The sequence below is a fragment of the Streptomyces sudanensis genome, from assembly GCF_023614315.1.
Taxonomy (GTDB): domain Bacteria; phylum Actinomycetota; class Actinomycetes; order Streptomycetales; family Streptomycetaceae; genus Streptomyces; species Streptomyces sudanensis.
In genome coordinates, this window is the sequence record NZ_CP095474.1 from 1,243,941 (window position 1) to 1,266,746 (window position 22,806).

The 22,806-nt window shown below is 73.9% G+C and carries 19 protein-coding genes and 1 pseudogene; 8 read left to right on the forward strand and 12 right to left on the reverse strand.

Annotation, left to right across the window (positions count from 1 at the left end; translation table 11 throughout):
• Positions 1 to 68: 68 nt before the first annotated feature.
• Positions 69 to 227 carry a hypothetical protein gene (locus MW084_RS05680; protein WP_169331694.1) on the forward strand — a complete coding sequence of 53 codons (159 nt, stop codon included), beginning with the start codon at positions 69 to 71 and terminating at the stop codon, positions 225 to 227.
• Between the two features lie 28 nt (positions 228 to 255).
• Here the strand turns inward: MW084_RS05680 and MW084_RS05685 are convergent, their stop codons facing one another.
• From MW084_RS05685 to MW084_RS05700, 4 genes are all read right to left on the reverse strand, one after another.
• Complete coding sequence (locus MW084_RS05685; RefSeq protein WP_010470830.1) at positions 256 to 936, reverse strand: UbiX family flavin prenyltransferase; 681 nt, start codon at positions 934 to 936, stop codon at positions 256 to 258.
• Positions 937 to 1,019: 83 nt separating this feature from the next.
• Positions 1,020 to 1,940, reverse strand: a complete 921-nt coding sequence (gene mqnP, locus MW084_RS05690) for a menaquinone biosynthesis prenyltransferase MqnP (protein WP_010470828.1) — start codon at positions 1,938 to 1,940, stop codon at positions 1,020 to 1,022.
• The gene (locus tag MW084_RS05695) at positions 1,937 to 2,431 is read right to left on the reverse strand and encodes a hypothetical protein (RefSeq protein WP_010470827.1); all 495 of its coding nucleotides are present in this window, start codon (positions 2,429 to 2,431) and stop codon (positions 1,937 to 1,939) included. Before MW084_RS05695 ends, mqnP begins: the two co-directional genes overlap by 4 nt.
• Positions 2,428 to 3,879 (reverse strand): menaquinone biosynthesis decarboxylase, encoded by a 1,452-nt coding sequence (locus MW084_RS05700; RefSeq protein ID WP_275563498.1) that lies wholly within the window; start codon positions 3,877 to 3,879, stop codon positions 2,428 to 2,430. Before MW084_RS05700 ends, MW084_RS05695 begins: the two co-directional genes overlap by 4 nt.
• Positions 3,880 to 4,112: 233 nt before the next feature.
• Here MW084_RS05700 and MW084_RS05705 point away from each other — a divergent pair, with 233 nt between their 5' ends.
• Together MW084_RS05705 and MW084_RS24305 are read left to right on the forward strand one after the other, a co-directional pair.
• The gene (locus tag MW084_RS05705) at positions 4,113 to 4,505 is read left to right on the forward strand and encodes a PLDc N-terminal domain-containing protein (protein WP_010472703.1); all 393 of its coding nucleotides are present in this window, start codon (positions 4,113 to 4,115) and stop codon (positions 4,503 to 4,505) included.
• Positions 4,506 to 4,641: 136 nt separating this feature from the next.
• Positions 4,642 to 8,349 carry an ABC transporter substrate-binding protein gene (locus MW084_RS24305; protein WP_338057683.1) on the forward strand — a complete coding sequence of 1,236 codons (3,708 nt, stop codon included), beginning with the start codon at positions 4,642 to 4,644 and terminating at the stop codon, positions 8,347 to 8,349.
• 85 nt (positions 8,350 to 8,434) lie between these two features.
• Here MW084_RS24305 and ccsB read toward each other — a convergent pair whose 3' ends face one another.
• From ccsB to hemL, 6 genes are all read right to left on the reverse strand, one after another.
• Positions 8,435 to 9,517, reverse strand: coding sequence for a c-type cytochrome biogenesis protein CcsB (gene ccsB / locus MW084_RS05715; protein WP_010472700.1), 1,083 nt, complete (start codon positions 9,515 to 9,517; stop codon positions 8,435 to 8,437).
• Complete coding sequence (gene resB, locus MW084_RS05720; RefSeq protein WP_010472699.1) at positions 9,514 to 11,283, reverse strand: cytochrome c biogenesis protein ResB; 1,770 nt, start codon at positions 11,281 to 11,283, stop codon at positions 9,514 to 9,516. Before resB ends, ccsB begins: the two co-directional genes overlap by 4 nt.
• A gap of 7 nt (positions 11,284 to 11,290) precedes the next feature.
• The gene (locus tag MW084_RS05725; RefSeq protein WP_010472697.1) at positions 11,291 to 12,028 is read right to left on the reverse strand and encodes a cytochrome c biogenesis CcdA family protein; all 738 of its coding nucleotides are present in this window, start codon (positions 12,026 to 12,028) and stop codon (positions 11,291 to 11,293) included.
• A 3-nt stretch (positions 12,029 to 12,031) separates the two neighbouring features.
• Positions 12,032 to 12,646, reverse strand: a complete 615-nt coding sequence (locus MW084_RS05730) for a TlpA family protein disulfide reductase (protein ID WP_010472695.1) — start codon at positions 12,644 to 12,646, stop codon at positions 12,032 to 12,034.
• 162 nt (positions 12,647 to 12,808) lie between these two features.
• Entirely contained in the window at positions 12,809 to 13,498 is a 690-nt protein-coding gene (locus MW084_RS05735; RefSeq protein ID WP_010472693.1) for a histidine phosphatase family protein, read from the reverse strand.
• Positions 13,495 to 14,811: a glutamate-1-semialdehyde 2,1-aminomutase gene (hemL, locus tag MW084_RS05740; RefSeq protein WP_029553646.1), complete on the reverse strand. Its 1,317-nt coding sequence runs from the start codon at positions 14,809 to 14,811 to the stop codon at positions 13,495 to 13,497. Before hemL ends, MW084_RS05735 begins: the two co-directional genes overlap by 4 nt.
• Before the next feature lie 434 nt (positions 14,812 to 15,245).
• Here hemL and MW084_RS05745 point away from each other — a divergent pair, with 434 nt between their 5' ends.
• A complete protein-coding gene (locus tag MW084_RS05745; protein ID WP_078571900.1) occupies positions 15,246 to 15,878 on the forward strand; it encodes a hypothetical protein in 633 nt (210 codons plus the stop codon).
• Positions 15,879 to 16,666: 788 nt separating this feature from the next.
• Positions 16,667 to 17,401 (forward strand): Mut7-C RNAse domain-containing protein, encoded by a 735-nt coding sequence (locus MW084_RS05750; RefSeq protein WP_010472685.1) that lies wholly within the window; start codon positions 16,667 to 16,669, stop codon positions 17,399 to 17,401.
• A 178-nt stretch (positions 17,402 to 17,579) separates the two neighbouring features.
• On the opposite strand, the gene MW084_RS05755 is transcribed toward MW084_RS05750, so the two are convergent.
• Complete coding sequence (locus MW084_RS05755; protein ID WP_010472683.1) at positions 17,580 to 18,167, reverse strand: TetR/AcrR family transcriptional regulator; 588 nt, start codon at positions 18,165 to 18,167, stop codon at positions 17,580 to 17,582.
• 129 nt (positions 18,168 to 18,296) lie between these two features.
• On the opposite strand from MW084_RS05755, the gene MW084_RS05760 reads away from it, so the two are divergent.
• A complete protein-coding gene (locus MW084_RS05760; RefSeq protein WP_010472679.1) occupies positions 18,297 to 19,781 on the forward strand; it encodes an FAD-dependent monooxygenase in 1,485 nt (494 codons plus the stop codon).
• A 212-nt stretch (positions 19,782 to 19,993) separates the two neighbouring features.
• Positions 19,994 to 20,758 (forward strand): SDR family NAD(P)-dependent oxidoreductase, encoded by a 765-nt coding sequence (locus MW084_RS05765; RefSeq protein ID WP_010472677.1) that lies wholly within the window; start codon positions 19,994 to 19,996, stop codon positions 20,756 to 20,758.
• A gap of 109 nt (positions 20,759 to 20,867) precedes the next feature.
• On the opposite strand, the gene MW084_RS05770 is transcribed toward MW084_RS05765, so the two are convergent.
• Positions 20,868 to 22,061, reverse strand: coding sequence for an RtcB family protein (locus tag MW084_RS05770; protein WP_010472675.1), 1,194 nt, complete (start codon positions 22,059 to 22,061; stop codon positions 20,868 to 20,870).
• A 171-nt stretch (positions 22,062 to 22,232) separates the two neighbouring features.
• Here MW084_RS05770 and MW084_RS05775 point away from each other — a divergent pair.
• A pseudogene (locus MW084_RS05775) lies at positions 22,233 to 22,717 on the forward strand (DUF3558 domain-containing protein); the annotation flags it as partial.
• Positions 22,718 to 22,806: the final 89 nt, after the last annotated feature.

Consider the following 22,806-nt stretch of genomic DNA (forward strand, 5'->3'; position numbering starts at 1 on the left):
AGAATCTAAGGCATGCAGGGGCCGTTCCCTGCGATTGAGTCAACCGATCAGCGATGATCACTCAGGAGATGACACCCACCGTGTACACGATCGAGATGGCCTACGCCCAGATGCGCTACCTGCAGGAGCAGGCCCACGGCTCGCGTGTCCCCCGTGTGGTCGCCGCCGCCCGCCGCGAGGCGGCCAGTGAGCGGCGCACCGCCAAGTTCCGCACGAAGAAGCGCTGACGCCGGGCCCGGCGCCGACGCCGGGCCGTCAGTCCCCGCGGGAGCCACCGAGCTCTCCCTCCCAGCGGCGGTACAGCCGGTGCGGCACCCCCGCCGCGTCCAGCACCCGCCCGGCGACGAAGTCCACCAGGTCCTGGATGTGCGTCGCCCCCGCGTAGAACGCCGGAGAGGCGGGCAGCACCACGGCGCCCGCCTCGTCCAGCGTCACCAGGTGCCTGAGCGTCTGCCCGTTGAGCGGGGCCTCCCGCACGGCCACCACCAGCGGCCGGCGCTCCTTCAGCACCACGCTCGCCGACCTCTGCAGCAGGTCCTTCGACAGGCCCAGCGCCACCCCGGCCACGCAGGCGGTGGACGCCGGCACGATCAGCATGCCCTTCGCCGGGTACGACCCCGACGACGGCCCCGCGGCGAGGTCGCCCGCCGCCCAGTGGCGTATGTCCGCCCCCGCCACGTCCACGTCGAACGTCCGCGGCTTGCCGTCCGCGCCGCGCGACAGCCACTCCCCCAGGTCCTCGCGCCAGTGCGCGTCCCGGAAGGGGATCCCCGTCTCGTCGAGCAGCGTCAGCCGCGACGCCCGGGACACCACCAGGTCGACGCCCTCGCCCGCGGCGAGCAGGCCGCGCAGGACGGCCGCCGCGTAGGGCGTCCCCGACGCCCCGGAGACTCCGACGATCCACGGACGACGACGCTGCTGTTCTACCGGCTCCACGCCGACGAGCCTATCCGCCCGCCCCCGCCGGCGGCCGCCCGCGGCCCCCGGCCCGGGAGGCGGCCGGGCCCGCCGGGCGCCCCTCAGACGGTCAGGCCGCGCACCACGAGGTCGATCAGGGCGCACCCGAAGAGGGCGATGCCGATGAAGCCGTTGACCGTGAAGAACGCCCGGTTCACGCGGGACAGGTCGCCCGGCCTGACGATCGAGTGCTCGTAGACGAACGCGCCGGCGACGATCGCCAGCCCGACCCAGAACCACGCCCCCGCGCCGGTCAGCAGCCCGTACCAGACCAGCAGGGCCGTCGTCACGGCGTGCGAGCCGCGCGCCCCGTGCAGCGCGGCCGGGACGCCGAAGCGGGCCGGCACGGACCGGACGCCGTGCGCCCGGTCGGCGTCCACGTCCTGACAGGCGAAGATCAGGTCGAAGCCGCCGATCCACACCCCGACGGCCAGGCCCAGCACCACGGCGTCCCACGACCACGCCCCGGTGACCGCGAGCCACGCGCCGACCGGGCCGATGGCCTGCGCCAGGCCGAGGATCGCGTGCGGGAAGTCCGTGAACCGCTTGCCGTACGGGTAGACGACCATCGGGACGACCGCGACGGGCGCGAGCGCCAGGCACAGCGGGTTCAGCAGCGCCGCCGCGCCCAGGAAGACGGCGAGGGCGACGAGCGCGCCGCCCCACGCGGACCGCACGGACATCGCGCCGGTGACCAGCTCCCGGCCGGCGGTGCGCGGGTTCCGGGCGTCGATCTCCCGGTCGATGATCCGGTTGCACGCCATGGCGAAGGTGCGCAGCCCGACCATGGCGACGGTGACCAGGAGCAGCGTCCCCCAGTCGACCCTCCCGCCGTGCAGGGACATCGCCGTGAGGGAGGCGATGTAGGCGAAGGGCAGCGCGAAGACCGAGTGCTCGATCATCACCAGGCGCAGGAAGACCCGCACCCGGCCGGCCGGCCCCCGGGCGGGGACCGGGCCCGCGACGCCGTCGGTGGTCGTCATGGCGCGAGGCTCCCGAGGAACGCGTCGAGGTCGTCCAGCAGCCCGGCGGTGGGCACCGGCCCGGTCTCCACCGTCCACGGCCGCGAGACGCCGTCGTCGGGCGGGGTGACGTGGATCGAGAAGGCGTACGCCGCTCCGCCGGCCGGGCGGGCGCGCAGACTCAGCACGGCGCCGCCGTCCACCGCGAACGGCCCGGGCACGGCGCCCGGCGCGGACGCGGCGGCGAGTTCGGCGCGCAGCCGCTCGGCGAAGCCGGCCGGTTCGGCGTCCCGCACGCCGGGCAGCTCGAAGCCGTCGCCCTCGCCGCCGTCCTCCACCATGACGGCCCAGGTGTCCCCGGCGCCCGCGAACTCGGCCGGGTCCACCCCGGCGCGCCCGGCGGCGAGCCGGACGTCCGGGTCGGCCGGGTCGAGCTCCGGGCGCAGGAGCGCCACGTACGCGGTGCCGGTCCCGAGGAAGAGGGCCGGGCCGCCCGTAGGTGCCGGGCTCACAGGCCGTACTCCTTCCAGCGCCGCGTCACCTTCGCGGCGACCGCCGGGTCCGACTCGACCATCTCCGGCCAGCCGTCGTCCCGGACGTAGCCCTCCTCGGGCCACTTGCGGGTGGCGTCGATGCCGGCCTTGCCGCCCCAGAACTTCTGGTACGAGGCGTGGTCGAGGTGGTCGACGGGGCCCTCGACGACGGTGAGGTCGCGGGAGTAGTCGACGTTGCCCAGCGCGCGCCAGGAGACCTCGTGCAGGTCGTGCACGTCGCAGTCGGCGTCGACGACCACGATCAGCTTGGTCAGCGACATCATGTGCGCGCCCCAGACGGCGTGCATGACCTTCTGGGCGTGCTTCGGGTACTTCTTGTCGATCGAGACGATCGCGCAGTTGTGGAAGCCGCCGGACTCCGGCAGGTGGTAGTCGACGATGTCCGGGACGATGATCTTGAGGAGGGGCAGGAAGAAACGCTCCGTCGCACGGCCCAGCGGCCCGTCCTCCGTCGGCGGGCGGCCGACGACGATCGACTGGAGCAGGGGGCGGCGGCGCATCGTCACGCAGTCGACGGTGAGCGCCGGGAACTCCTCCTGCGGCGTGTAGAAGCCCGTGTGGTCGCCGAACGGGCCCTCCGGCAGCGTCCTGCCGGGCTCCAGCCAGCCCTCCAGGACGACCTCCGCGTGCGCGGGGACCTGGAGCGGGACCGTCTTGCAGTCGACCATCTCGATCCGCTTGCCCTGGAGGAAGCCGGCGAACAGGTACTCGTCGATGTCCTCGGGCAGCGGCGCGGTCGAGGCGTACGTCACGGCGGGCGGGGTGCCGAACGCGATGGCGACGGGCAGCCGCTCGCCGCGCCGGGCGGCGACCTGGTAGTGGTTGCGGCTGTCCTTGTGGATCTGCCAGTGCATGCCGATGGTGCGGCGGTCGTGGCGCTGGAGGCGGTAGAGGCCGAGGTTGCGGATGCCGGTCTCGGGGTGCCTGGTGTGGGTGAGGCCCAGGTTGAAGAAGGAGCCGCCGTCCTTCGGCCAGGTGAACAGCGCGGGCAGGCTGTCGAGGTCCACCTCGTCGCCCCGCAGGACGACCTCCTGGACGGGGGCGTCCCTGACCTTGCGCGGCGGGACGTGGGTCATGGCGCCGAGCTTCCCGAACGCCTCCCGGACGCCGACGAACCCGCTCGGCAGCTCGGGCCTGAGCAGACCGCCGATCTTGTCGCTGATCTCGTCGTACGAGGTCAGGCCGAGGGCCTTGAGGAGGCGGCGGTCGGTGCCGTAGACGTTCATCGCCAGGGGCATCGAGGAGCCCCTGACGTTCTCGAACAGCAGCGCGGGCCCGCCGGCCTTCTGGACCCGGTCGACGATCTCCCCGACCTCCAGGTGCGGATCGACCTCGGCCTTGACGCGCCTGAGGTCGCCTTCTCGCTCCAGTGCCCGGAGCAGTGAGCGGAGATCGTCGTAAGCCATGGCCCCCAGTATCCCGGAGCCCTCCCCGCGCCCCGCGCCCGGCCCTCATTCCCCGGCCCGCCCGGCCCGCGGGCGGCCCGCGGGCGGTCCGCGGGCGGTACGCGGGCGGCACGGGAGCGGCCCGGGGCGGGGAGGGCGCGTACCGGAGGGGAGCCGGGGGCACCCGATACCCTGGGCGGGTCACCGGGGCCCGCCGTCTGCGGCCCGCCAGCGGAATCAGGGGGCTGTCCCACATGATCAGGGCGCTGATGTTCATCCTGCCGATCGCACTGACGATCTACGCGTTCATCGACTGCCTGAACACCCCCGAGGACGAGGTGCGGCACCTGCCGAAGGGGATGTGGGTCTTCGTCGTCCTGCTGTTCTGGGTCGTCGGCCCCGTCGTCTGGCTCGTCGCGGGCAGGACGCGCCGCGCCCCGGCCGGCGGGCCGCGCCGCCGCGGCGGGTGGGTGGCGCCCGACGACAACCCGGAGTTCCTGAGGTCCCTGCGCGAGGAGAAGGCCCGGGACGAGTCCCTCCTCCAGGACTGGGAGGCCGACCTCCGCCGCCGCGAGGAGGAGCTGAGGCGCCGCGAGCAGAACGACGGCGGCACCGGCAGGGGCGACGAGGACCCGGGCCGGCCCTGAGACCCCGGGTCACCGCCCCACGGCGGTGGGGCATCGGTTCGGAAACACCCGGCGAAACCCCGGCCGCCGAGGGCTATCCTGCGCGTGAAGCCGTGGCAGGACGTGTCTTGTGGGCTGACGCCCCGGGGGGTGGCGGGTGGACAGGGAGTTATACGGTCGCGAGGCGGTCCTGGCCCCGTCCGGCCTCGCCGCGCGGCTGACCGGCCTCACCCCGTACGACTTCGCCGCCGTCCGCTGCGAGCACGGCGACGACCCGCCCGTCACCGTCCTCACCGGCGGCCGCGGCATGGGCAAGACCGCGCTGCTCAAGCAGATCCGCAACGCCTACCGCCGCGGCACCCCCCTCGCCCTCCTCGACTGCGCCCACGTGGAGGAGCCCGCCGAACACGGCCCCGGCTGGAGCCCGGTCACCGGCGCCCTCGCCGAACTGGCCGTGCAGCTGTCGCCGCGCGTACTGTCGGCGAAGCCCGTGCGGTTCCCGCGCCTCGCGCTGGGTCTCGCCGCCGCCGCCAGCATCGGCTGGTCGCAGGACGACGACGAGCGCGCCCGCCGCGACCTCCAGCGGCTCGGACCGGTCCTGTCGACCGTCGACGAGTCGCGCGGCACCGCCGCCGCCTGGGTCGGCAAGGTCCTCGCGAAGCTCGCCGCGACGGCCGCGGACGGCGCCGCGCCGCTGGCCGGGCTCCTCGCGGAGGCGACGGCGGAGACTCTCCTGGAGGAGGTGTTCGGCCGCTCCCAGCGCCGTTCGGAAGCCTGGTACGGCACCTACCGCGGCGCCGGGGGCAACGGCAGGCTCGGCCTGCGCCGGCTCGCCGCGGACATCTCGCAGGGCGGCGCCCGCCGCGCGGACGCGGAGGGCTTCCTCGTCGGCACCCTCGTCGAGGACCTGCACCGGGCGTACACCGGCCTGACCCGGCTCGGCACGCGGCGCGGACGCCCGGTCGTCCTGCTGGACAACGCCCACCTGCCGCTGGGCCGCCGCCTCGTCGAACCGATCCTCCGGAACCGCGCGGACGGCCTCCGCGACCAGGTCGTCGTCATCGCGGCGTCCCGCGACCGCGGCCACGGGGAACTGCGCCACGCGACCCGGCTGAGGCTCCCGGAGGTCGCGCACCGGGCGCCCTGCCCGCGCGGCACGGACATCACGTCGGGCGTCCTCGCCGTGGAGCTGACGCCGCTGGGCGCCGCGCAGACGCGGAGCCTGTTCGACCGGTACGACCCGCAGGGCCGCACGCCCCCGGAGCTGCCCGGAGGCGTCCACCGGCTGACCGGCGGGCGGCCGGTGGGCGTGGCGCTGCTGGCCCGGGCCGCGGGCGGGGCCCCGGCGGGGACGCGGGACGCGCTGACACCGGGCGCCCTGCTGGACCTGACGGTCGAGGTGCGGGAGGACTCCCCCGCCGTACCGGTCGCCGGGACGCTGCTGGAGGAGCTGCTGCCGGGGATGCGCGCCGAGGACGTGGCCGCGCTGACCGTGCTGGCGGCGGCGCACGACGAGGAGTCGGCGCGGGCCCTGGCCCGCACCCGGCTGCGGGCGGTCTCCGTGGAGGGCGACGTGGTACTGCGGCTGCGGGACGCCCTGCGGGCGGACGGCTGGCCGACGGGGGCGACCCGCGCCACCGGGGGCGACGCGGGCGCCGGGGAACGCGGGGGGCGGCGCGCCGCCGTACTTCGTCGCCGATCCGCTGCTGCGCGTCCTCCTCCTGCACCGCCTCCGCTTCCACGACGGCGACGCCCCCGCGTACGCCGCGTGGCGGGCCGTCCACGAGACGCTGCTCACCCACTACGGGCCGCGCCCCACCCCCTACCGGCTGCGGCAGGAGCTGGCGCTGGGGCGCACGGACGGCGCGGTGACCGCGCTGCGGGAGGCCTTCGGGGACCCGGACACGGGCGGCTGGCTGGACCGGCTGCTGTTCGTCGCGTCCGCGCCGTACCCGTGCGAACCGCACCGCCCCGGCCCCGACCCGCGCCGCGCGGTGGCGCTCGGGCAGGACCCGGGCGCGGTCGGGGAACTGGCCGGGCTCGACGACGCCACGACCGCCCTGCACCAGTCGGTGCGGCGGCTGCTGCACGCGGTGTGGCTGCTCACCGACCCGCTGGCGCTCCCCGACGACGACGTGGCCGAGCGGATGGCGTACGAGCTGCGCCAGCTCTCCGGCCGCCACCTCACCGGCAGCCTCCCGCTGTGGGAGGCGGCCACCCGATGGCCGAAGGACATACGCGCCTGGCGTTCACCGTCGTCGCCGGGCCACGAGGACGGAGCCTGACGACCATGGAAAATCCGTTACGGTACCGCGTTTTCTACACCGTCCGCCAGAAGATCGTCACCAGCGTGGTGGTGCTCGCCCTGCTCGCCGTGGGCACGGTCGTGGTGGTACGGCAGGTCACCACGCCGGAGAACCGGTCGTGCGGCACTCCCGGTGTCGCCCGGCCGCCGGGCTCCGACGAGTGCGTCGGCGTCGCCACCGCCGGGGACGGCTACCACTTCGGCCAGGCGCACCTGAAGAATGTGGTCGAGGCGATCGGCAGGCAGAACGCCGAGCTGGCGGCCGACGAGTACGTGACCGTCGCCCTGCTGCTCCCGCTGACGTCCACGAGCGGCGGATTCCCCGAGAAGGTCCTGCGCGAACTCCAGGGCGCGTTCGCGCAGCAATACGCGGCCAACCTCGGACAGAACGGCCAGACACCGAGGATCCGCCTCGTCCTCGCCAACACGGGCAACGGCAACGCCCACTGGAAGACGGCAGTCGACCAGCTGAAGACCATGACGGGAGCCCCCCACCACCTGCGCGGCGTGTCGGGCATCGCGACGAGCAGCATCCCGGTGCGGAGCGCCGTACGGGAACTGACCGCGGCGGGCATCCCGGTGGTGGGCACCACGATCACCGCCGACAACCTCGCCAACAGCAGCGACGACGAACGCTTCCCCGGCCTGGCGCGGGTCGTCCCCACCAACGGCGACATCGCGAGCGCCCTCGCGAACTTCGCCGAGGTGGACGCCCGCAAGGCTCTGCTGGTCCAGGACACCCGGACCGACGACCACTACATCACCACGTTGAAGGACGCGTTCTCCGACCTGCTGGCCCGCTCCCCCTACCAGCAGATGCTCTACACCTCCGAGCCGGACATCACCAAGGAGGGGACCACCCCCAACACGTTCCAGCGGATCGCCATCCATCTGTGCACCACACAGGCGGACACGGTGTTCTTCGCCGGGCGGCACGTCCAGTTGCGGCAGTTCGTCAACGCGCTGGGCGCACGGAGTTGCCAGGACCGCTCCTACACGGTGCTGACCGGCGACGAGGGCTCGTACCTCGGGTCGGACGGGAAGCTGGACAAGAAGGCGCTGGACAACGGGCTGACCGTCCGCTACGCGTCGCTGGCGCACCCGGACGCCTGGACGACCCGTCCCCCGGCCACGGGCGGCTCCGCGGCGGCGTACCAGGAGTTCACCCGGATGCTGGACACGGTGAACACCACGGGGCCGGGGCCGATCGGCCTGCCCGGCGAGGCCGGCTCCGAGGCCCGGAAGGCCGCCCTCGCGGACGGTCAGACGATCATCGCGTACGACGCGATGGCGCTGCTCGTGCGGGCCCTGCGGGATGCCACGCCGGAGGGCTCCCACCGGCCGCGTCTCAAGGACGTGGCCCGGCAGTGGCCGCAGGTGAAGGGCACGCTGAAGGTTTCCGGAGCGAGCGGCTGGATCTGCCTGGACAACTACGGCAACCCGCACAACAAGGCGGTCCCGGTGGTGGAGCTGACCCGGGGCGTCCCCCGGTTCGTGGCCGTGGCCTGGCCCGAGGGCAAGCCGCCCGCGAAGGAGTGCATGCCGCCGCGGCGCCCCTGACCGGAGGGGCGTCCCGGCCGGAGGGACACCCCGCCCCCGCCGCCGTCGCGCGGCGGGGGCGGTCGCCGTCACCGCGGCGGGAGGGTCACTCGACGCCCGCGTACGAGTGCAGGCTGTTCACGAAGAGGTTCACGCCGTAGTAGTTGAACAGCCAGCAGGCGAAGGCGGCCAGGGCGATGTACGACGCCTTGCGGCCCTTCCAGCCGACCGTCGCGCGGGCGTGCAGGTACGCGGCGTAGGCGACCCAGGTGATGAAGGACCAGACCTCCTTGGCGTCCCAGCCCCAGTAGCGGCCCCAGGCGTCGCCGGCCCAGATGGCGCCCGCGATGATCGTGAACGTCCACAGCGGGAAGACCGCGGCGTTGACGCGGTAGGCGAACTTGTCGAACGTCGCGGCGGCGGGCAGCCGCTCCATGACCGAGCGGGCGAACGCGCCCGGCTTGTCGCCGCGCGCCACCTTGGCCTCGTACCCGTCGCGCAGCAGGTACAGCACCGTGGTCACGGCGCCGATGTAGAAGACCGCGCCGCAGAAGATCGCGGTGGAGACGTGGATCCACAGCCAGTACGAGTCGAGGGCGGGGACGAGCTGGTCGCTCTCGGTGTAGAGCCAGGTGGTGGCGAGGCCCAGGTCGAGCAGGACGGTGGTGACCAGCGGCAGTCCGAGCCAGCGGATGTTCCTCCCGGCGAGGAGGAAGGCGAGGTACGCGCCGGCCGCGACGGTGGAGAACGTCAGCGAGAACTCGTACATGTTGCCCCACGGCGCCCGCTGCACGGACAGGGCGCGGGAGACGACGCCGCCGGCCTCCAGCAGGAACGCCAGCGTGGTGAGGGACACCGCGATGCGCCCGTACAGGTCGCCCTTGGCGTCGCCGGCTGCCGCGCCGGGGCCGTCGGGGACGTCCCGCGCGCCGGCGGCGCCGCGCGTGACGACCTCGGGCCGGTCGAGCACGGCGGTGCCGCCGGCCTGCTTGCCGCGCACCCGGACGGCGGGCGCGGCGGCGGGCGCGGGCGCGGTGAGGGCGGCGGCCGTGCGGCCGACCTTGCTGCGGCTGCCGAGCACCCACTCGGCGATGTGCGCGAGGAACGCCAGGGTGTACACGGCCATGGCCGAGTAGACGAGGACGTTGCTGATGTGCGCCAGGTCGTGGTTGGCGGCGGCGATGGTCACTGCGATGCCCCTTCGGCGGGAACAGCCTCTTCGGCGGGTTCGGCGCCGCCGGCCGCGGGGGCGCGGCCGTCGGCGTCACGGTTCTCGGCGCCGTCCGCCGCGGCGGGCGCGGTCGGCGCGACGGAGTGGAGTCCGGCCGCCAGCTCGGCCAGCTCCTCGGGGAGCTTCGCGGACTCGCCGCGCCCCAGCCCCGCCATCTCGATGACGGTCACGCCGTCCGGGCCTTCGACGGCCCGGACCCAGACGCGGCGCCGCTGGACGAACAGCGAGCCGACGAGGCCCAGGATCGCGGCGACGGCACCGGCCAGGGCCCAGCCGTTGCCGGGCTGCTGGCTGATCTGGAAGCTGGCCCACTCCTTGACCTCGCGCTCGAAGGTCACCGAGCCGGCCCCGTCCGGCAGGGTGAAGGTCTCCCCCGGCTTGAGCTGCTTCTTCAGGATCTCGCCGTTCGCGTCCTTGAACGGGGTCATCTTGCTGGTGTCCAGCTGGTACACGTTCTGCGGCACGCCCGAGTCGGCGCGCAGGTCGCCGTGGTAGGCGGAGACGCTCAGCCGCGGGTCGACCAGCGCGGGAAACACGGAGAACATCTCGCCCTGGCCCTCGCCGGCGAAGGTCGGCACGAAGAACATCGGGATGCCGAGCTGGTCCCTCCTGCCGTTCCGGTCGCGGTAGCCGTCCGCGACCTTGACGACGCCCTGCGAGGTGACGTTGGCGTCGAGCGGCAGCAGCGGCACGGGGCCCCGGCTGACGATCTCGCCCTTGCCGTCGCGGACGGTGACGACGGGGGCGTACCCGTGCTCGATCAGATAGACCTTGGTGTCGCCGACCTTCAGCGGCTCGTTGACCCGGATCACGGCCTTCTTGTCGGGGCCGCCGTTCTCGGCGTAGGTGACGTCGGCCTCGAAGGTGCGGGGGGTGCCGCGCTGCGGGCCGGTCGCCTCGTACGTCCCGGTGAACCGCTTCAGTTCGAAGCTGAAGTGGCTCAGGTCGTCCAGGGAGAACATCGGACCGGACCGGAAGTCGTCGTACTGGCTGAGCGTGTTGGCGAAGCCGTCGCCCTCGACGATCAGCTTGCCGCCCTCGGACCGGAAGAGCTGCCCCGCGGCGAAGGCGAGGAGCATCACGATCAGCGCGACGTGGAAGACGAGGTTGCCGGCCTCGCGGAGGTAGCCCTTCTCCGCGGCGACCGCGTCCCCCGCGGCGTGGGCGCGGAAGCGGTTCTTCCGCAGCAGCCGCAGCGCCGCCCCGCGGGCCTCCTCGGGCGTGGCCCCGGTCCGCCAGGTCGTGTACGCGGGGAGGCGGGTGAGTCGCCTGGGCGCGCCCGGCGGGCGGCTGCGGAGCTGGCCGGCGAACTGCAGGCTGCGCGGGACGATGCAGCCGATGAGGGAGACGAACAGCAGGATGTAGATCGCGGAGAACCACACCGAGCTGTAGACGTCGAAGAGCTGGAGCTTCTCGTAGATCGGCGCGAGCGTCCCGTGGGCCTTCTTGAACGCCTCGACCTTCGTCTCGTCCACGCCGTTCTGCGGGATGAGGGAACCGGGGATCGCGCCCAGGGAGAGCAGGAACAGCAGGATCAGCGCGACCCGCATGGAGGTCAGCTGCCGCCAGAACCAGCGGATCCAGCCGACGGGGCCGAGGGCGGGCAGGCCGGCGGGCTCCGGGTCCTGGTCGGGGGCGGTGGACAGCCGCTCGGCGGCGGCGCCGAGGGGCTGCTCGCCGGCCGTGTCGGGTCCGGTGCGCCCGGTCTGTTCGGTGTTGCTCATGGTGACCTCAGATTCCCACCTGGAAGCTGCTGGACCAGCTCTGCGTCTCCTGCACCAAGGCGTCCCACACGCCGGTCAGCAGGAGCAGACCGGTCGCGATCATCAGGCCGCCGCCGATCCGCATCACCCAGGCGTAGTGCCGCTTGACCCGGCCGAACGCGCCGAGCGTCCGGCGGAAGGCCACGGCGGCGACGATGAACGGTACGCCGAGGCCCAGGCAGTAGGCGAACGTGAGCAGCGCGCCGCGCCCGGCGCTCGCCTCGCTGAGCGCGAGCGCGTTGACGGCGGTGAGCGTCGGGCCGACGCACGGCGTCCAGCCGATCCCGAAGAGTACGCCGATGACCGGCGCGCCGACGAGGCCGGCCGCCGGCCGCCTGTGGAACCGGAACTCGCGCTGGGTGAGCCACGGCATGAGCCCCATGAAGAAGGCGCCCATCAGGATCATGACCACGCCGAGGACCTTGCCCAGCACCTCGCGGTACTCCAGGAGCGTCTGCCCCGAGTAGCCGAACAGGGCGCCGCCGGAGACGAAGACGGCGGAGAAGCCGAGGACGAACAGGCCGGCGCCGAGCACCATCCGGCCGCGCCGCGCCTCGGCCAGGTCGGTGCCGGCGACCCCGGTCACGTACGAGAGGTAGCCGGGGACGAGCGGCAGCACGCAGGGCGAGAAGAAGGACACCAGGCCGCCGAGGACGGCGACGGGCAGGGCCAGCAGGAGGGCCCCGCTGAAGACCGTCTCGTTCATGGGCTACCGCCCGCCGGCCTTCTCGGCGAGCACCGGGTCGATCATCGAGCGCAGTTCCTTCTCGGAGAGCGCCTTCAGGGAGCGCGCGGCGATCCGCCCGTCGCGGTCGAGGACGAGGGTCGAGGGGATCGCCTGCGGCTGGACGGCGCCCTTGGGGAAGGCGTTGAGGACGAGCTTGCCGTACTGGTCGTACAGGCTCGGGTAGGGGACCTTGAAGTCCTTCTCGAACTTGATCGACTTGAGCTTGTCGCTGCGGGTGTTGATCCCGACGAACTCGACGCCCTCGGGCTTGAGCTCGCCCGCGACCTTCACGAAGTGCGGTGCCTCGGCGCGGCAGGGGTTGCACCACTCGCCCCAGAGGTTGAGCACGACGACCTTGCCCTTGAGGTCGGCCACGTCGAGCCGGCCGCCGTCGAGCGTCTCCCCGGCGAGGCCCTCGGGCGCGGGGCGCTCCCCCTTGGGGAGGGTGGCGATGCCGCCGACGTCGGTCACGAAGTTGGTGTTGCCGCCACCTCCGGACGTGCCCTTGGGGCTGCCGCTGCACGCGGTCAGCGCGAGCGCGGCCGTCAGGGCGCCGGCGGTGAGCAGGAGGCCTCGGTGGGCGCGGCTGTGGCTCATGTGAAAAGTTTCGCATGGCCGTTCCACCGATCTTGGGCGCCCCCCGCCGCTGCCCGTAAGGCCCCTTGTGAAGGCCGGGTGAACCCGGGAACGCGCCCCGCCCCGTCCGGCGGTCCCCGGGCCGGGCGGGGGCGCGGCCCCGGGAGCGCCCCGCCGGGAGCGTCAGGCGCCGAACGCCTTCGGCTTGCCCTTCACCGGCTTGGCTCCCGCGAGCAGGTGCGCGGGAACCAGGTCGCGGGCCGGTTCGCTGTAGCCGACCGAGACGATCTCGTCACCGTGGTACGTGAACGTCGTCAGCGAGGCCAGCGTGCACTGCCGGCGCCGCGGGTCGTGCCAGAGCCGGCGCCGCTCGACGAAGCTCCGCACGATCCAGATGGGCAGCTGGTGGCTGACGCACACCGCCTCGCGCCCGCGGGCCGCGTCGCGCGCCGCCCCGAGCGCGCCCAGCATCCGCACGACCTGGTCGGCGTAGGGCTCGCCCCACGACGGCCGGAACGGGTTGGTCAGGTGCCGCCAGTTGCCCGGCCTGCGCAGCGCGCCGTCGCCGACGCCGAAGGTCTTGCCCTCGAAGACGTTGCCCGCCTCGATCAGCCGCTCGTCCGTGGCCAGGTCCACGCCGTGCGTCTCGGCGATCGGCTCGGCCGTCTCCTGCGCCCGCTCCAGCGGGGACGCCACGACGTACGCGATGTCCCGGCCGGCCAGGTGCTCGGCGACCCGGTCGGCCATCCGGCGGCCCAGCTCCGACAGGTGGTACCCGGCGCGGCGGCCGTACAGCACCCCGTCCGGGTTGTGCACCTCGCCGTGGCGCATCAGGTGGACGACGGTCACGTCATCCGGTCGTCCGTCCGTCATGCCGCCTCCTCCGTGGCCTGCGCGGCGGCGCGGGCGGCGGCGGGCAGCGCCGCGGCGACCCGCTCGACGGCGCGCTCGTCGTGGGCCGCCGACACGAACCACGACTCGAAGGCGGACGGCGGCAGGTAGACGCCCTGCGCCAGCATGGAGTGGAAGAACGCGGTGAAGCGGAAGGACTCCTGCCGCTTGGCGTCCTCGTAGTCGCGGACCTCGCGGTCGGCGAAGAAGACCGAGAACATGTTGGACGCGTTCTGCAGCCGGTGCGCCACGCCCTGAGCGGTCAGCGCGTCCGTCACCAGGCGCTGGATCTCCCGCGAGACCGCGTCGACCCTCTCGTACGCGGCGTCGTCGAGCAGCCGCAGCTGGGCGAGGCCCGCGGCGGTGGCGACGGGGTTTCCGGAGAGCGTGCCCGCCTGGTAGACGGGGCCGGCCGGCGCGAGGTGCGCCATGACGTCGGCCCGGCCGCCGAACGCCGCCGCCGGGAAGCCGCCGCCCATGACCTTGCCGAAGGTCATCAGGTCGGGCGTGACGCCGTCCACCCCGTACCAGCCCGCCTTCGAGGTGCGGAAACCGGTCATGACCTCGTCGGAGATGTACAGCGCGCCGTTCTTCGCGCAGGCGTCCTTCAGTCCCTGGTTGAAGCCGGGGCGGGGCGGGACGACGCCCATGTTGCCGGGGGACGCCTCGGTGATCACGCAGGCGATCTCGCCCGGGTGGCGGTGGAACGCCTCCTGGACGGCCTCCAGGTCGTTGTAGGGCAGCACGATCGTGTCCCCGGCCTGGGCGCCCGTGACGCCGGGCGTGTCGGGCAGGCCCAGGGTGGCGACGCCGGAGCCGGCGGCGGCCAGCAGCGCGTCCACGTGCCCGTGGTAGCAGCCGGCGAACTTGACCACCTTGCTGCGGCCGGTGAACCCGCGGGCCAGGCGGATCGCGGACATGGTCGCCTCGGTGCCGCTGGAGACCAGCCGCACCTGCTCGACCGGGGCGACCCGCGCCACGATCTCCTCCGCGAGCGCCACCTCGCCCTCGCCGGGCGTGCCGAAGGAGGTGCCGCGCGCCACGGCCTCCTGCACGGCGGCGACCACCTCGGGGTGCGCGTGGCCGAGGATCATCGGCCCCCAGGAGCAGACGAGGTCGACGTACTCGCGCCCGTCCGCGTCGGTGAGGTACGGCCCCGTACCGGAGACCATGAAGCGGGGCGTGCCGCCCACGGCGCGGAAGGCCCGGACGGGGGAGTTCACGCCGCCGGGCGTCACCTGGGAGGCGCGGTCGAAGAGCGACTGTGAGACTGGGGCTTCATATGAGTACGGCACTTGGGTCCTGACCTGCGAGAACGAGTGGGCGGGCGGCTGGCGCGGGCGCTGCCGCCGACGATGTCGGCGAGGCGGTCCCGCGGGAGGGGCGGGCCGTGATCCGTTTCACGGCGTCCGGTTCCACGGCGGTCGGCCGGGCGGCCTTGCCCCGGTGTGAGGCCTTCCCCCACGACCGGGTTTCCCGAGGTGGTCCCCCCCGCTCGGGCGAAGGCGGGAGCCCCCGGGGTTTCCCGGCCTTGTTTTCGGCAAGGCGTCGGCCCTCCGCGTCTGCGAAACTGGGGCGTCGTAGGGAGAGCTCACGTAAACCATGGTGTCAGAGGCCGGTACGTTCTTGTGGACAGGTGTTTCACCACCTGTTCGCGGGGGAGGTCACTGAGACGATGATCGGGTTGCGCGGCGGGGCCGTGTCATCTTGCAAGCAGTCGGGTGGAGATATGCATCGCGGTGGCGGACTGGGCGAGGGGACCGGCGACCTGGGCCCCGAGCGTGCCCGGCGGGGGAGGCACCGGCGACAGCGGGACGACCCCGCCCCGCGGGAGCCCGTACGACGGGACGACGGCCTCCACCGGGAGGGGGTCGCGGGAGGCGAGTTCCTGGGGACCGACTCCCTGGGGAGCAGGGGTGGCCGTATGGGGGTGACGTACAAGTACTTCGGCGCGCCCAACGGTGCGACGGCCGCGCGGGTGCCGGTGTCGATGCGGCCCGAGGAGCTCGGTGGCGACGAGCTCGGCATGGGCGGGATGTTCACCAAGATCAAGCCGGAGACCATAGCGGCCATGGTGCTGACCGGCATCCAGGGCGTGCCCCTGCACCGGGTGCCGCCGCTGGAGCTGGTGGTGCTGCACCCCGACTACGCGGTGGTGAAGCTGCCGACGACCGCCGTCGACCCGCTGCGCGGCGTCGGCGAGGAGTCGGTGGGCGCCGCCGCGTTCATCTGGTCGACGGTCCCGGACCGGGGCGGGCCGCGCGACGCCTTCGACGTGTACCGGCTGCTGCACGAGTGGCAGGACTTCTCGGTGCGCCTCCACGAGGCGGGCCACCAGCCGTACTGCCTCGTCTGGCCCTGACCGACCCCGCGACCTCCATCCTCCACGAGCCCGCCCCGGTCCCGGCCCTCGGACGCCCCCGGCCGTGAACCTCTCCGCTCCCGGGTGCGGGAACCGCCGGCCCCGCCCGTGGGGGCGGTCCCCGGCTGCGGGAACCGCCGGTCCCGGGCCCGGCAGCCGTCGGCGCCGGGCGCGAGGGCGGCCCGGTGCCGCCGAGGGCCGGAAGCCGGGACACTCCGGCGTTCCCTCCCGGGGTACCTCCGGGAGTAGGGCACCGCTCCGGCGCGCGGGCGCCGTTCCCGGCCGCGCGGCGCCTCCGGGCGCGCCGACGGTCCCGGCGGGCATCGGGCGGATTTACCGGCGGGCATCCGGTGGGCATCCGGTGGGCATCCGGCGCGGATACCCGCACCGGCGAACGCACGGGCACGCTCCGGTCGTACCGCGCCCGCCTGCCGACCGCTCCCGCGCCGTCGCACCGCCGGGCCGGACCGCCACGAGGACCCGGCCGGGCATCCCTCGGGCGTCCGGCACCGGGACGGCGCCCCGGCGGGGAACCGGACGTGCGCAGGCGCACGGGCGAACCACCCGACGGCGAAGACGGCTCCGCCCGGGGCACCGGACGTGCGCAGGCGTACGGGCGACCGGGCGCGGTCCACGGGACGCGCCGGGCCTACGGGGACGGCGCGGGAGCGGCGGGGGACNGGGGGCGGTGACGCTCGCGGGGCGGTGTGCGGGACGGTGTGCGGGACGGTGTGCGGGGCCGGGAAACCGCCTGGCCGGGGCCGGGTTCCCGATGGCATCCTGACCGCGTGAACGGACCGGAGATCCACATCAGTTTCGCGCCCGAGCTCCGCCTGTTCGTACCGGCGCCCCGCCGTGCGGGCCGCACCGCCGTGGTGACGGACGGCGTGTCGACGCTCGGGCACGTCGTCGAGTCGCTCGGCGTGCCGCTCACCGAGGTGGGCGCCCTGCTGGTGTCCGGCGAACCGGTCCCCGTCGCGCACGTGCCGGCCGCCGGCGAGGAGGTCGAGGTGCGGGGCGTCCGGCGCCCGCAGGAGGTACCGGGGGCGCCGCTGCGTTTCCTGCTCGACGTCCATCTGGGCACGCTCGCGCGGCGGCTGCGACTGCTGGGCGTCGACGCGGCGTACGAGAGCGAGGACATCGGCGACGCCGCGCTGGCCGCGCAGTCGGCGCGGGAGCGGCGCGTGATGCTCTCGCGCGACCGGGGCCTGCTGCGCCGCCGGGAGCTGTGGGCGGGCGCGTACGTCTACAGCCACCGGCCGGACGAGCAGTTGCGCGACGTGCTGGAGCGCTTCGCCCCGCGCCTGGTCCCCTGGACCCGCTGCACGGCCTGCAACGGGGTGCTGACCGGGGCGGACAAGGACGAGGTGCGCGAGCGCCTGGAGCACGGCACACGGCACACGTACGACGTGTTCGCCCGCTGCACGGCCTGCGACCGCGTGTACTGGCGCGGCGCCCACCACGCCCGGCTGGACGACATCGTCCGCACGGCCCTGCGCGAGTTCGGCGGCGCGGCGGCATGACCGGCGGCGCGGTGGCGTCGGCCGGCGGCGCGGCGGCATGACCGGCGGCGCGGTGGCGTCGGCCGGTGGCGGCCGCCTGGCCACCACTGCCTGACGGCCACCGCTGCCCGACGGCCACGGCGTCCCGACCGCGACGCCCGTGCCCGCGACGCCCGTGCCCGCGACGGCCGCCCCGCCGCTACGGCCGCTCGGCCGTCAGGTACCGCTGGATCGTCGGGGCGAGCCAGGCCACGATCTCCTCGCGCTCCATCGCGACGGCGGGCGGGAAGCGCAGCACGTACCGGGTGAACGCCAGGCCGAGCATCTGCGCGCTGACGAGCGCGGCCCGCTTCGGCACCTCCTCCGGGTCGGGGCACACGCCGGCCACCAGCTTCGCGACGGTGTCCTTGAAGACCTCGCGCAGGCGCTCGGCGCCCGCTTCGTTGGTGGCGCCGACACGGAGCATGGCCTGCAGGGTCTCGTCGGACTCCCAGTGGTCGAGGAAGTGGCCGACGAGTACGACCCCGATGTGCCGGGTCGGCACGACGCGCAGGTCAGGCATGCGCAGGTCGATCTCGGAGGCGGCCACGAACAGGCCCTCCTTGTTGCCGTAGTAGCGCATCACCATCGACGGGTCGATGCCCGCGTCGCGGGCTATCGCCCGGATGGTGGCGCGCTCGTAGCCGTCCGCGGCGAACCGCTCGCGCGCCGCTTCGAGGATCGCGGCACGGGTGGCGTCCGAGCGGCGCGGGGCGCGGCCCGGTGAGGTGACGGCTTCCTTCTCCATGCCAACGACTGTAGGCCAACAAGTGTTGACACGCCAGTGCCGCCGGGTCTAACTTTGCCAACAAGTGTTGACCAACACGCGTTGGCCAAAGGCTGTCGCCCCCCTGTGGGCGGGCTTGAGGAGGCAGGCATGACCAGCACCGGCAGGACCAGCACCGACAGGACCAGCACCGACATGACCGACGGGCCGGGCGCCGGCGCCGGCACGCCGACCGCCGACACGGACGTCGTGGTCGTGGGCGCGGGCCCGACCGGGCTGCTGCTCGCGGGGGACCTCGCCGAGAGCGGAGTCCGCACCACCCTCGTGGAGCGCCGCCCCCGCGCGGTCACCAACCTGACGCGCGCCTTCGCCGTTCACGCCCGGACGCTGGAGGTGTTCGACGCCAGGGGCCTCGCGGACGAGCTGACGGCCACGGGCACGGCCGTGACCCGGCAGCGGCTGTTCGGCGGTGCCGCGCTGCGCCTCTCGAGGTTGCGCACCCGCTTCCCGTACCTGCTCATCACCCCGCAGTACGAGGTGGAGCGCCTGCTGGAGCACCGAGCCCGCGCGGCCGGCGTGGAGTTCCGCCACGAGACGGCGCTGCGCGCCCTGCGCCAGGACGCCGAGGGCGTCACGGCCGAACTGGCCCCGGCGGGGGGCGGCGGCACGCGGCTCCGCGCGAGGTACCTGGTCGGCGCGGACGGCGTGCGCAGCACCGTCCGGGAGCGGCTGGGCCTGCCGTTCCCGGGGCGCGCCGTGATCCGCTCGCTCGTCCTCGCGGACGTCCGCCTCTCCGAGCGGCCCCGGGAGGTGCCGATGGTGGACGGCACGGGTGACGCCTTCGCGTTCCTCGCCCCGTTCGGCGACGGCTGGTACCGGGTGATCGGTTGGGATCGGCAGCGGCAGCTGCCGGACGACGCGCCCGTCGAGCTGGACGAGGTCCGCGACATCACCCGCCGCGCACTCGGTTCGGACTTCGGGATGCACGACGCCCGCTGGCTCTCCCGCTTCCACAGTGACGAACGCCAGGTACCCGCCTACCGGGTGGGTCGTGTCCTGCTCGCCGGGGACGCCGCGCACGTCCACTCCCCCGCCGGCGGCCAGGGCATGAACACGGGCCTCCAGGACGCCGCCAACCTCTCCTGGAAGCTCGCCGCGGTCCTGCGCGGTGACGCGGACGACCCGGAGGCCCTGCTCGACAGCTATCAGGCCGAGCGGCATCCGGTCGGCGCCGCCGTCCTGCGCGGCAGCGGGGCGATCATCCGCCTCGCCATGGTCCGCACGCCCCTGGGTCGAGCCGCCCGCAACGTCGTCGCCCGCGTGGTGTCCACGGGCCCGGTCTCCGACCGGATGGCGGGCAGGCTCAGCGGGATCGACATCTCGTACGCGGCCCCGCGGGGTGCGCACCGGCTGACCGGCCGGCGCGCACCGGACCTGTCGCTCACCGACGGCCGGCTCTACGAGCTGCTGCGCAAGGGGGCGTTCGTCCTGGTCGCCCCGCACGGCACCGAGCCGTCCGCTCCGGAGATCGCCACCGCGCCCGGCAGGGTCGTCCGCGCCACCTGGACGAACCGGAACCGCCGTACCGCCCTGCTGATCCGCCCCGACGGCTACATAGCCTGGGCCCGGGGCTGAGGGCCGCCCCGGAAGACCGGCCTCCCGCCCGGCGCCCGCGGCCCGGGAGGGACGCGCCGTCCGAGGAACGCATCACCGCGGCGAGCGCGCCTGATGGAAGTAGGACGCGCGTACAGCGCCGGGTGATGATCATGCACACCTCACATCGCCGGGGCGCACGCCCCTATGCTGGCGCCGTACCGCTCGCCGCCGCCCCGAGGAGCACGCCCACCATGACCGCCGCCGCCCTGCCCGTCGCCGTCGTCACCGGAGCCAGCAGCGGCATCGGGGCCGCCACCGCGCGGCACCTGGCCGAGGCCGGGCACCACGTCGTACTGACCGCGCGCCGCAAGGACCGCATCGAGGCCCTGGCCGCCGAGCTGACCGAAGCCGGCCACCGCGCCACCCCGTACGCCCTCGACGTCACCGACCGCCCGGCGGTCGACGCCTTCGCCGCCTCACTGGACCGCTGCGACGTACTGGTCAACAACGCCGGCGGCGCGCTCGGCGCCGACCCGGTGGCGACCGGCGACCCGGAGGACTGGCGCCGCATGTACGAGGTGAACGTCATCGGCACGCTCCACATGACGCAGGCGCTGCTGCCCGCCCTCACCGCGAGCGGCGCCGGCACGGTCGTCGTGGTCTCCTCCACGGCCGGCCACGCCACGTACGAGGGCGGCGCGGGCTACGTCGCCGCCAAGAACGGCGCCCGGGTCCTCGCCGAGACGCTGCGCCTGGAGATCGTCGGCACGCCGGTCCGGGTCGTCGAGGTGGCGCCCGGCATGGTGCGGACCGAGGAGTTCGCCCTGACCCGGTTCGGCGGCGACACGGAGCGGGCGGCGAAGGTCTACGAGGGCGTGCCCGACCCGCTGACGGCCGACGACGTGGCCGACACGATCACCTGGGCCGTGACGCGCCCCCCGCACGTCAACATCGACCTGCTGGTGGTCCGCCCCCGCGCCCAGGCGTCGAACAGCAAGGTCCACCGGGAGTCCTGAGGCACCGCGCCTCCCGGGAGGCCTGACGCGCTCCGGCCCCCGCGCCGTCCGGCAGGACCGGGGCGGCGCGGGGGCCGGGGCGACACACGAGACCGGGACCGCGCGGGGCTCAGCCCTTCACGCAGACGACCTGCTTCAGCTTCGCCACGACCTCCACCAGGTCGCGCTGCTGGTCGATGACCTTCTCGATCGGCTTGTACGCGCCGGGGATCTCGTCGACGACGCCGGAGTCCTTGCGGCACTCCACGCCCCGCGTCTGCTCCTCCAGGTCCTGCGTGGAGAACCGGCGCTTGGCGGCGTTCCGGCTCATCCGCCGGCCGGCGCCGTGGGAGGCGGAGTTGAAGGACTTCTCGTTGCCGAGGCCCTTCACGATGTACGAGCCGGTGCCCATGGAGCCGGGGATGATCCCGTACTCGCCGCTCCCGGCGCGGATCGCGCCCTTGCGGGTGACGAGCAGGTCCATGCCGTCGTACCGCTCCTCCGCCACGTAGTTGTGGTGGCAGGAGATCTCCTGCTCGAAGGTCACCCCGGCCTTCCTGAACTCCTTGCGGACCACGTCCTTCAGGAGCGCCATCATGACCGAGCGGTTGTACCTCGCGTACTCCTGCGCCCAGAACAGGTCGTGGCGGTACGCGGCCATCTGCGGCGTGTCGGCGATGAACACCGCGAGGTCCCGGTCGATCAGGTCCTGGTTGTGCGGCAGCCGCCGCGCGACCTCGATGTGGTGCTCGGCGAGCTCCTTGCCGATGTTCCGCGATCCGGAGTGCAGCATCAGCCACACCGATCCGGTCGAGTCCAGGCAGACCTCGACGAAGTGGTTGCCGCTCCCGAGCGTCCCCATCTGCTTCGTGGCCCGCTCCTGACGGAACCTGACCGCCTCCGCGATGCCGCCGAACCGCGCCCACAGGTCGTCCCACCCGCTCGCCGCGAGGCCCGGGAGCCGCGCGGGGTCGACCGTCTCGTCGTGCATCCCCCGGCCCACCGGGATGGCCTGCTCGATCCGCGACCGCAGCCGGGACAGGTCCCCCGGCAGGTCGTTCGCGGTGAGCGAGGTCCTGACGGCCGACATCCCGCAGCCGATGTCCACGCCGACCGCCGCCGGGCAGACCGCGCCGCGCATGGCGATGACGGACCCGACCGTGGCGCCCTTGCCGTAGTGGACGTCCGGCATCACGGCGAGCCCCTCGATCCACGGCAGGGTCGCGGTGTTCCGCAACTGTCGGAGCGCGACGTCCTCCACCGTGGCGGGGTCCGCCCACATCCGGATGGGGACCTTCGCCCCCGGAATCTCGACGTACGACATGTCTTCCCATTCCCCCAGAAAATCCAGAAAACGCAAAATCCGGTGCCAGGGCTGACATAGGTGATGGCAGACCGGCGACGACGGCGCGCGTGCGATACACATTGTGTTCACCGGCCGCCGATCACCGGCAAGCTGTTTTCACCGTGACCCCAGGGAAGGGAGCCCGGCACCGTGCAGCGAAGGGCGTACGCATCCGGCCTGGCACTCCTCGCGGCGCTGGGCGCGACCGCCCTCGGCGGATGCACCTCCGGCCCCGGGACCGACGGCTCCGGCGTCGACGCCAAGGCCGGCACCGCCGCCGGCACCATCGCCCAGCCCGGCCGCTACCGCACCCTCTTCGAACCGTGCGGCTCCGTCCCCCGCGCCACCCTGCGGAACATGCTCCCCGCCGTAGCCGCCCTGCCTGCCGAGGAGCGCGACCGCGTCCTGCGCGGCACCTCCGCCGTCTCGTACGACACGGACCGCCGCGCCGGCTGCGCCTGGAAGTCGGACGGCCAGGACGCGATCCACCACCTCGCCCTCGACTTCGAGCGCGTGGTCTCCTACGACACGTCCGTCAGCGATGAGACCCGGGCGCAGGAGGTGTACACGGCCAAGGAGTCCGCCGCCGGGCTCGCCCCCGCCCCGCCCCCCGACGCGGGCCAGGGCACCGGCACNNCCANCGCTGNCGNNTATACCCAGTTGACCCTTCCGACCACCCCTTACCTGTAACACCTGGAGGTAGCAGGAAAATTAAAAAAAAAAA

Excerpts from the sequence above, each read along its gene's own strand:
- MW084_RS05760 (WP_010472679.1), top strand. The coding sequence starts at position 18,297 with ATGACCAGCACCGGCAGGACCAGCACCGACAGGACCAGCACCGACATG.
- MW084_RS05730 (WP_010472695.1), bottom strand. The coding sequence starts at position 12,646 with ATGAGCCACAGCCGCGCCCACCGAGGCCTCCTGCTCACCGCCGGCGCC.
- MW084_RS05680 (WP_169331694.1), top strand. The coding sequence starts at position 69 with ATGACACCCACCGTGTACACGATCGAGATGGCCTACGCCCAGATGCGC.
- MW084_RS05735 (WP_010472693.1), bottom strand. The coding sequence starts at position 13,498 with ATGACGGACGGACGACCGGATGACGTGACCGTCGTCCACCTGATGCGC.
- MW084_RS05770 (WP_010472675.1), bottom strand. The coding sequence starts at position 22,061 with ATGTCGTACGTCGAGATTCCGGGGGCGAAGGTCCCCATCCGGATGTGG.
- MW084_RS05700 (WP_275563498.1), bottom strand. The coding sequence starts at position 3,879 with ATGGCTTACGACGATCTCCGCTCACTGCTCCGGGCACTGGAGCGAGAA.
- MW084_RS05765 (WP_010472677.1), top strand. The coding sequence starts at position 19,994 with ATGACCGCCGCCGCCCTGCCCGTCGCCGTCGTCACCGGAGCCAGCAGC.
- mqnP (WP_010470828.1), bottom strand. The coding sequence starts at position 1,940 with ATGACGACCACCGACGGCGTCGCGGGCCCGGTCCCCGCCCGGGGGCCG.
- MW084_RS05745 (WP_078571900.1), top strand. The coding sequence starts at position 15,246 with ATGCATCGCGGTGGCGGACTGGGCGAGGGGACCGGCGACCTGGGCCCC.
- MW084_RS05755 (WP_010472683.1), bottom strand. The coding sequence starts at position 18,167 with ATGGAGAAGGAAGCCGTCACCTCACCGGGCCGCGCCCCGCGCCGCTCG.
- MW084_RS05725 (WP_010472697.1), bottom strand. The coding sequence starts at position 12,028 with ATGAACGAGACGGTCTTCAGCGGGGCCCTCCTGCTGGCCCTGCCCGTC.
- MW084_RS05705 (WP_010472703.1), top strand. The coding sequence starts at position 4,113 with ATGATCAGGGCGCTGATGTTCATCCTGCCGATCGCACTGACGATCTAC.
- resB (WP_010472699.1), bottom strand. The coding sequence starts at position 11,283 with ATGAGCAACACCGAACAGACCGGGCGCACCGGACCCGACACGGCCGGC.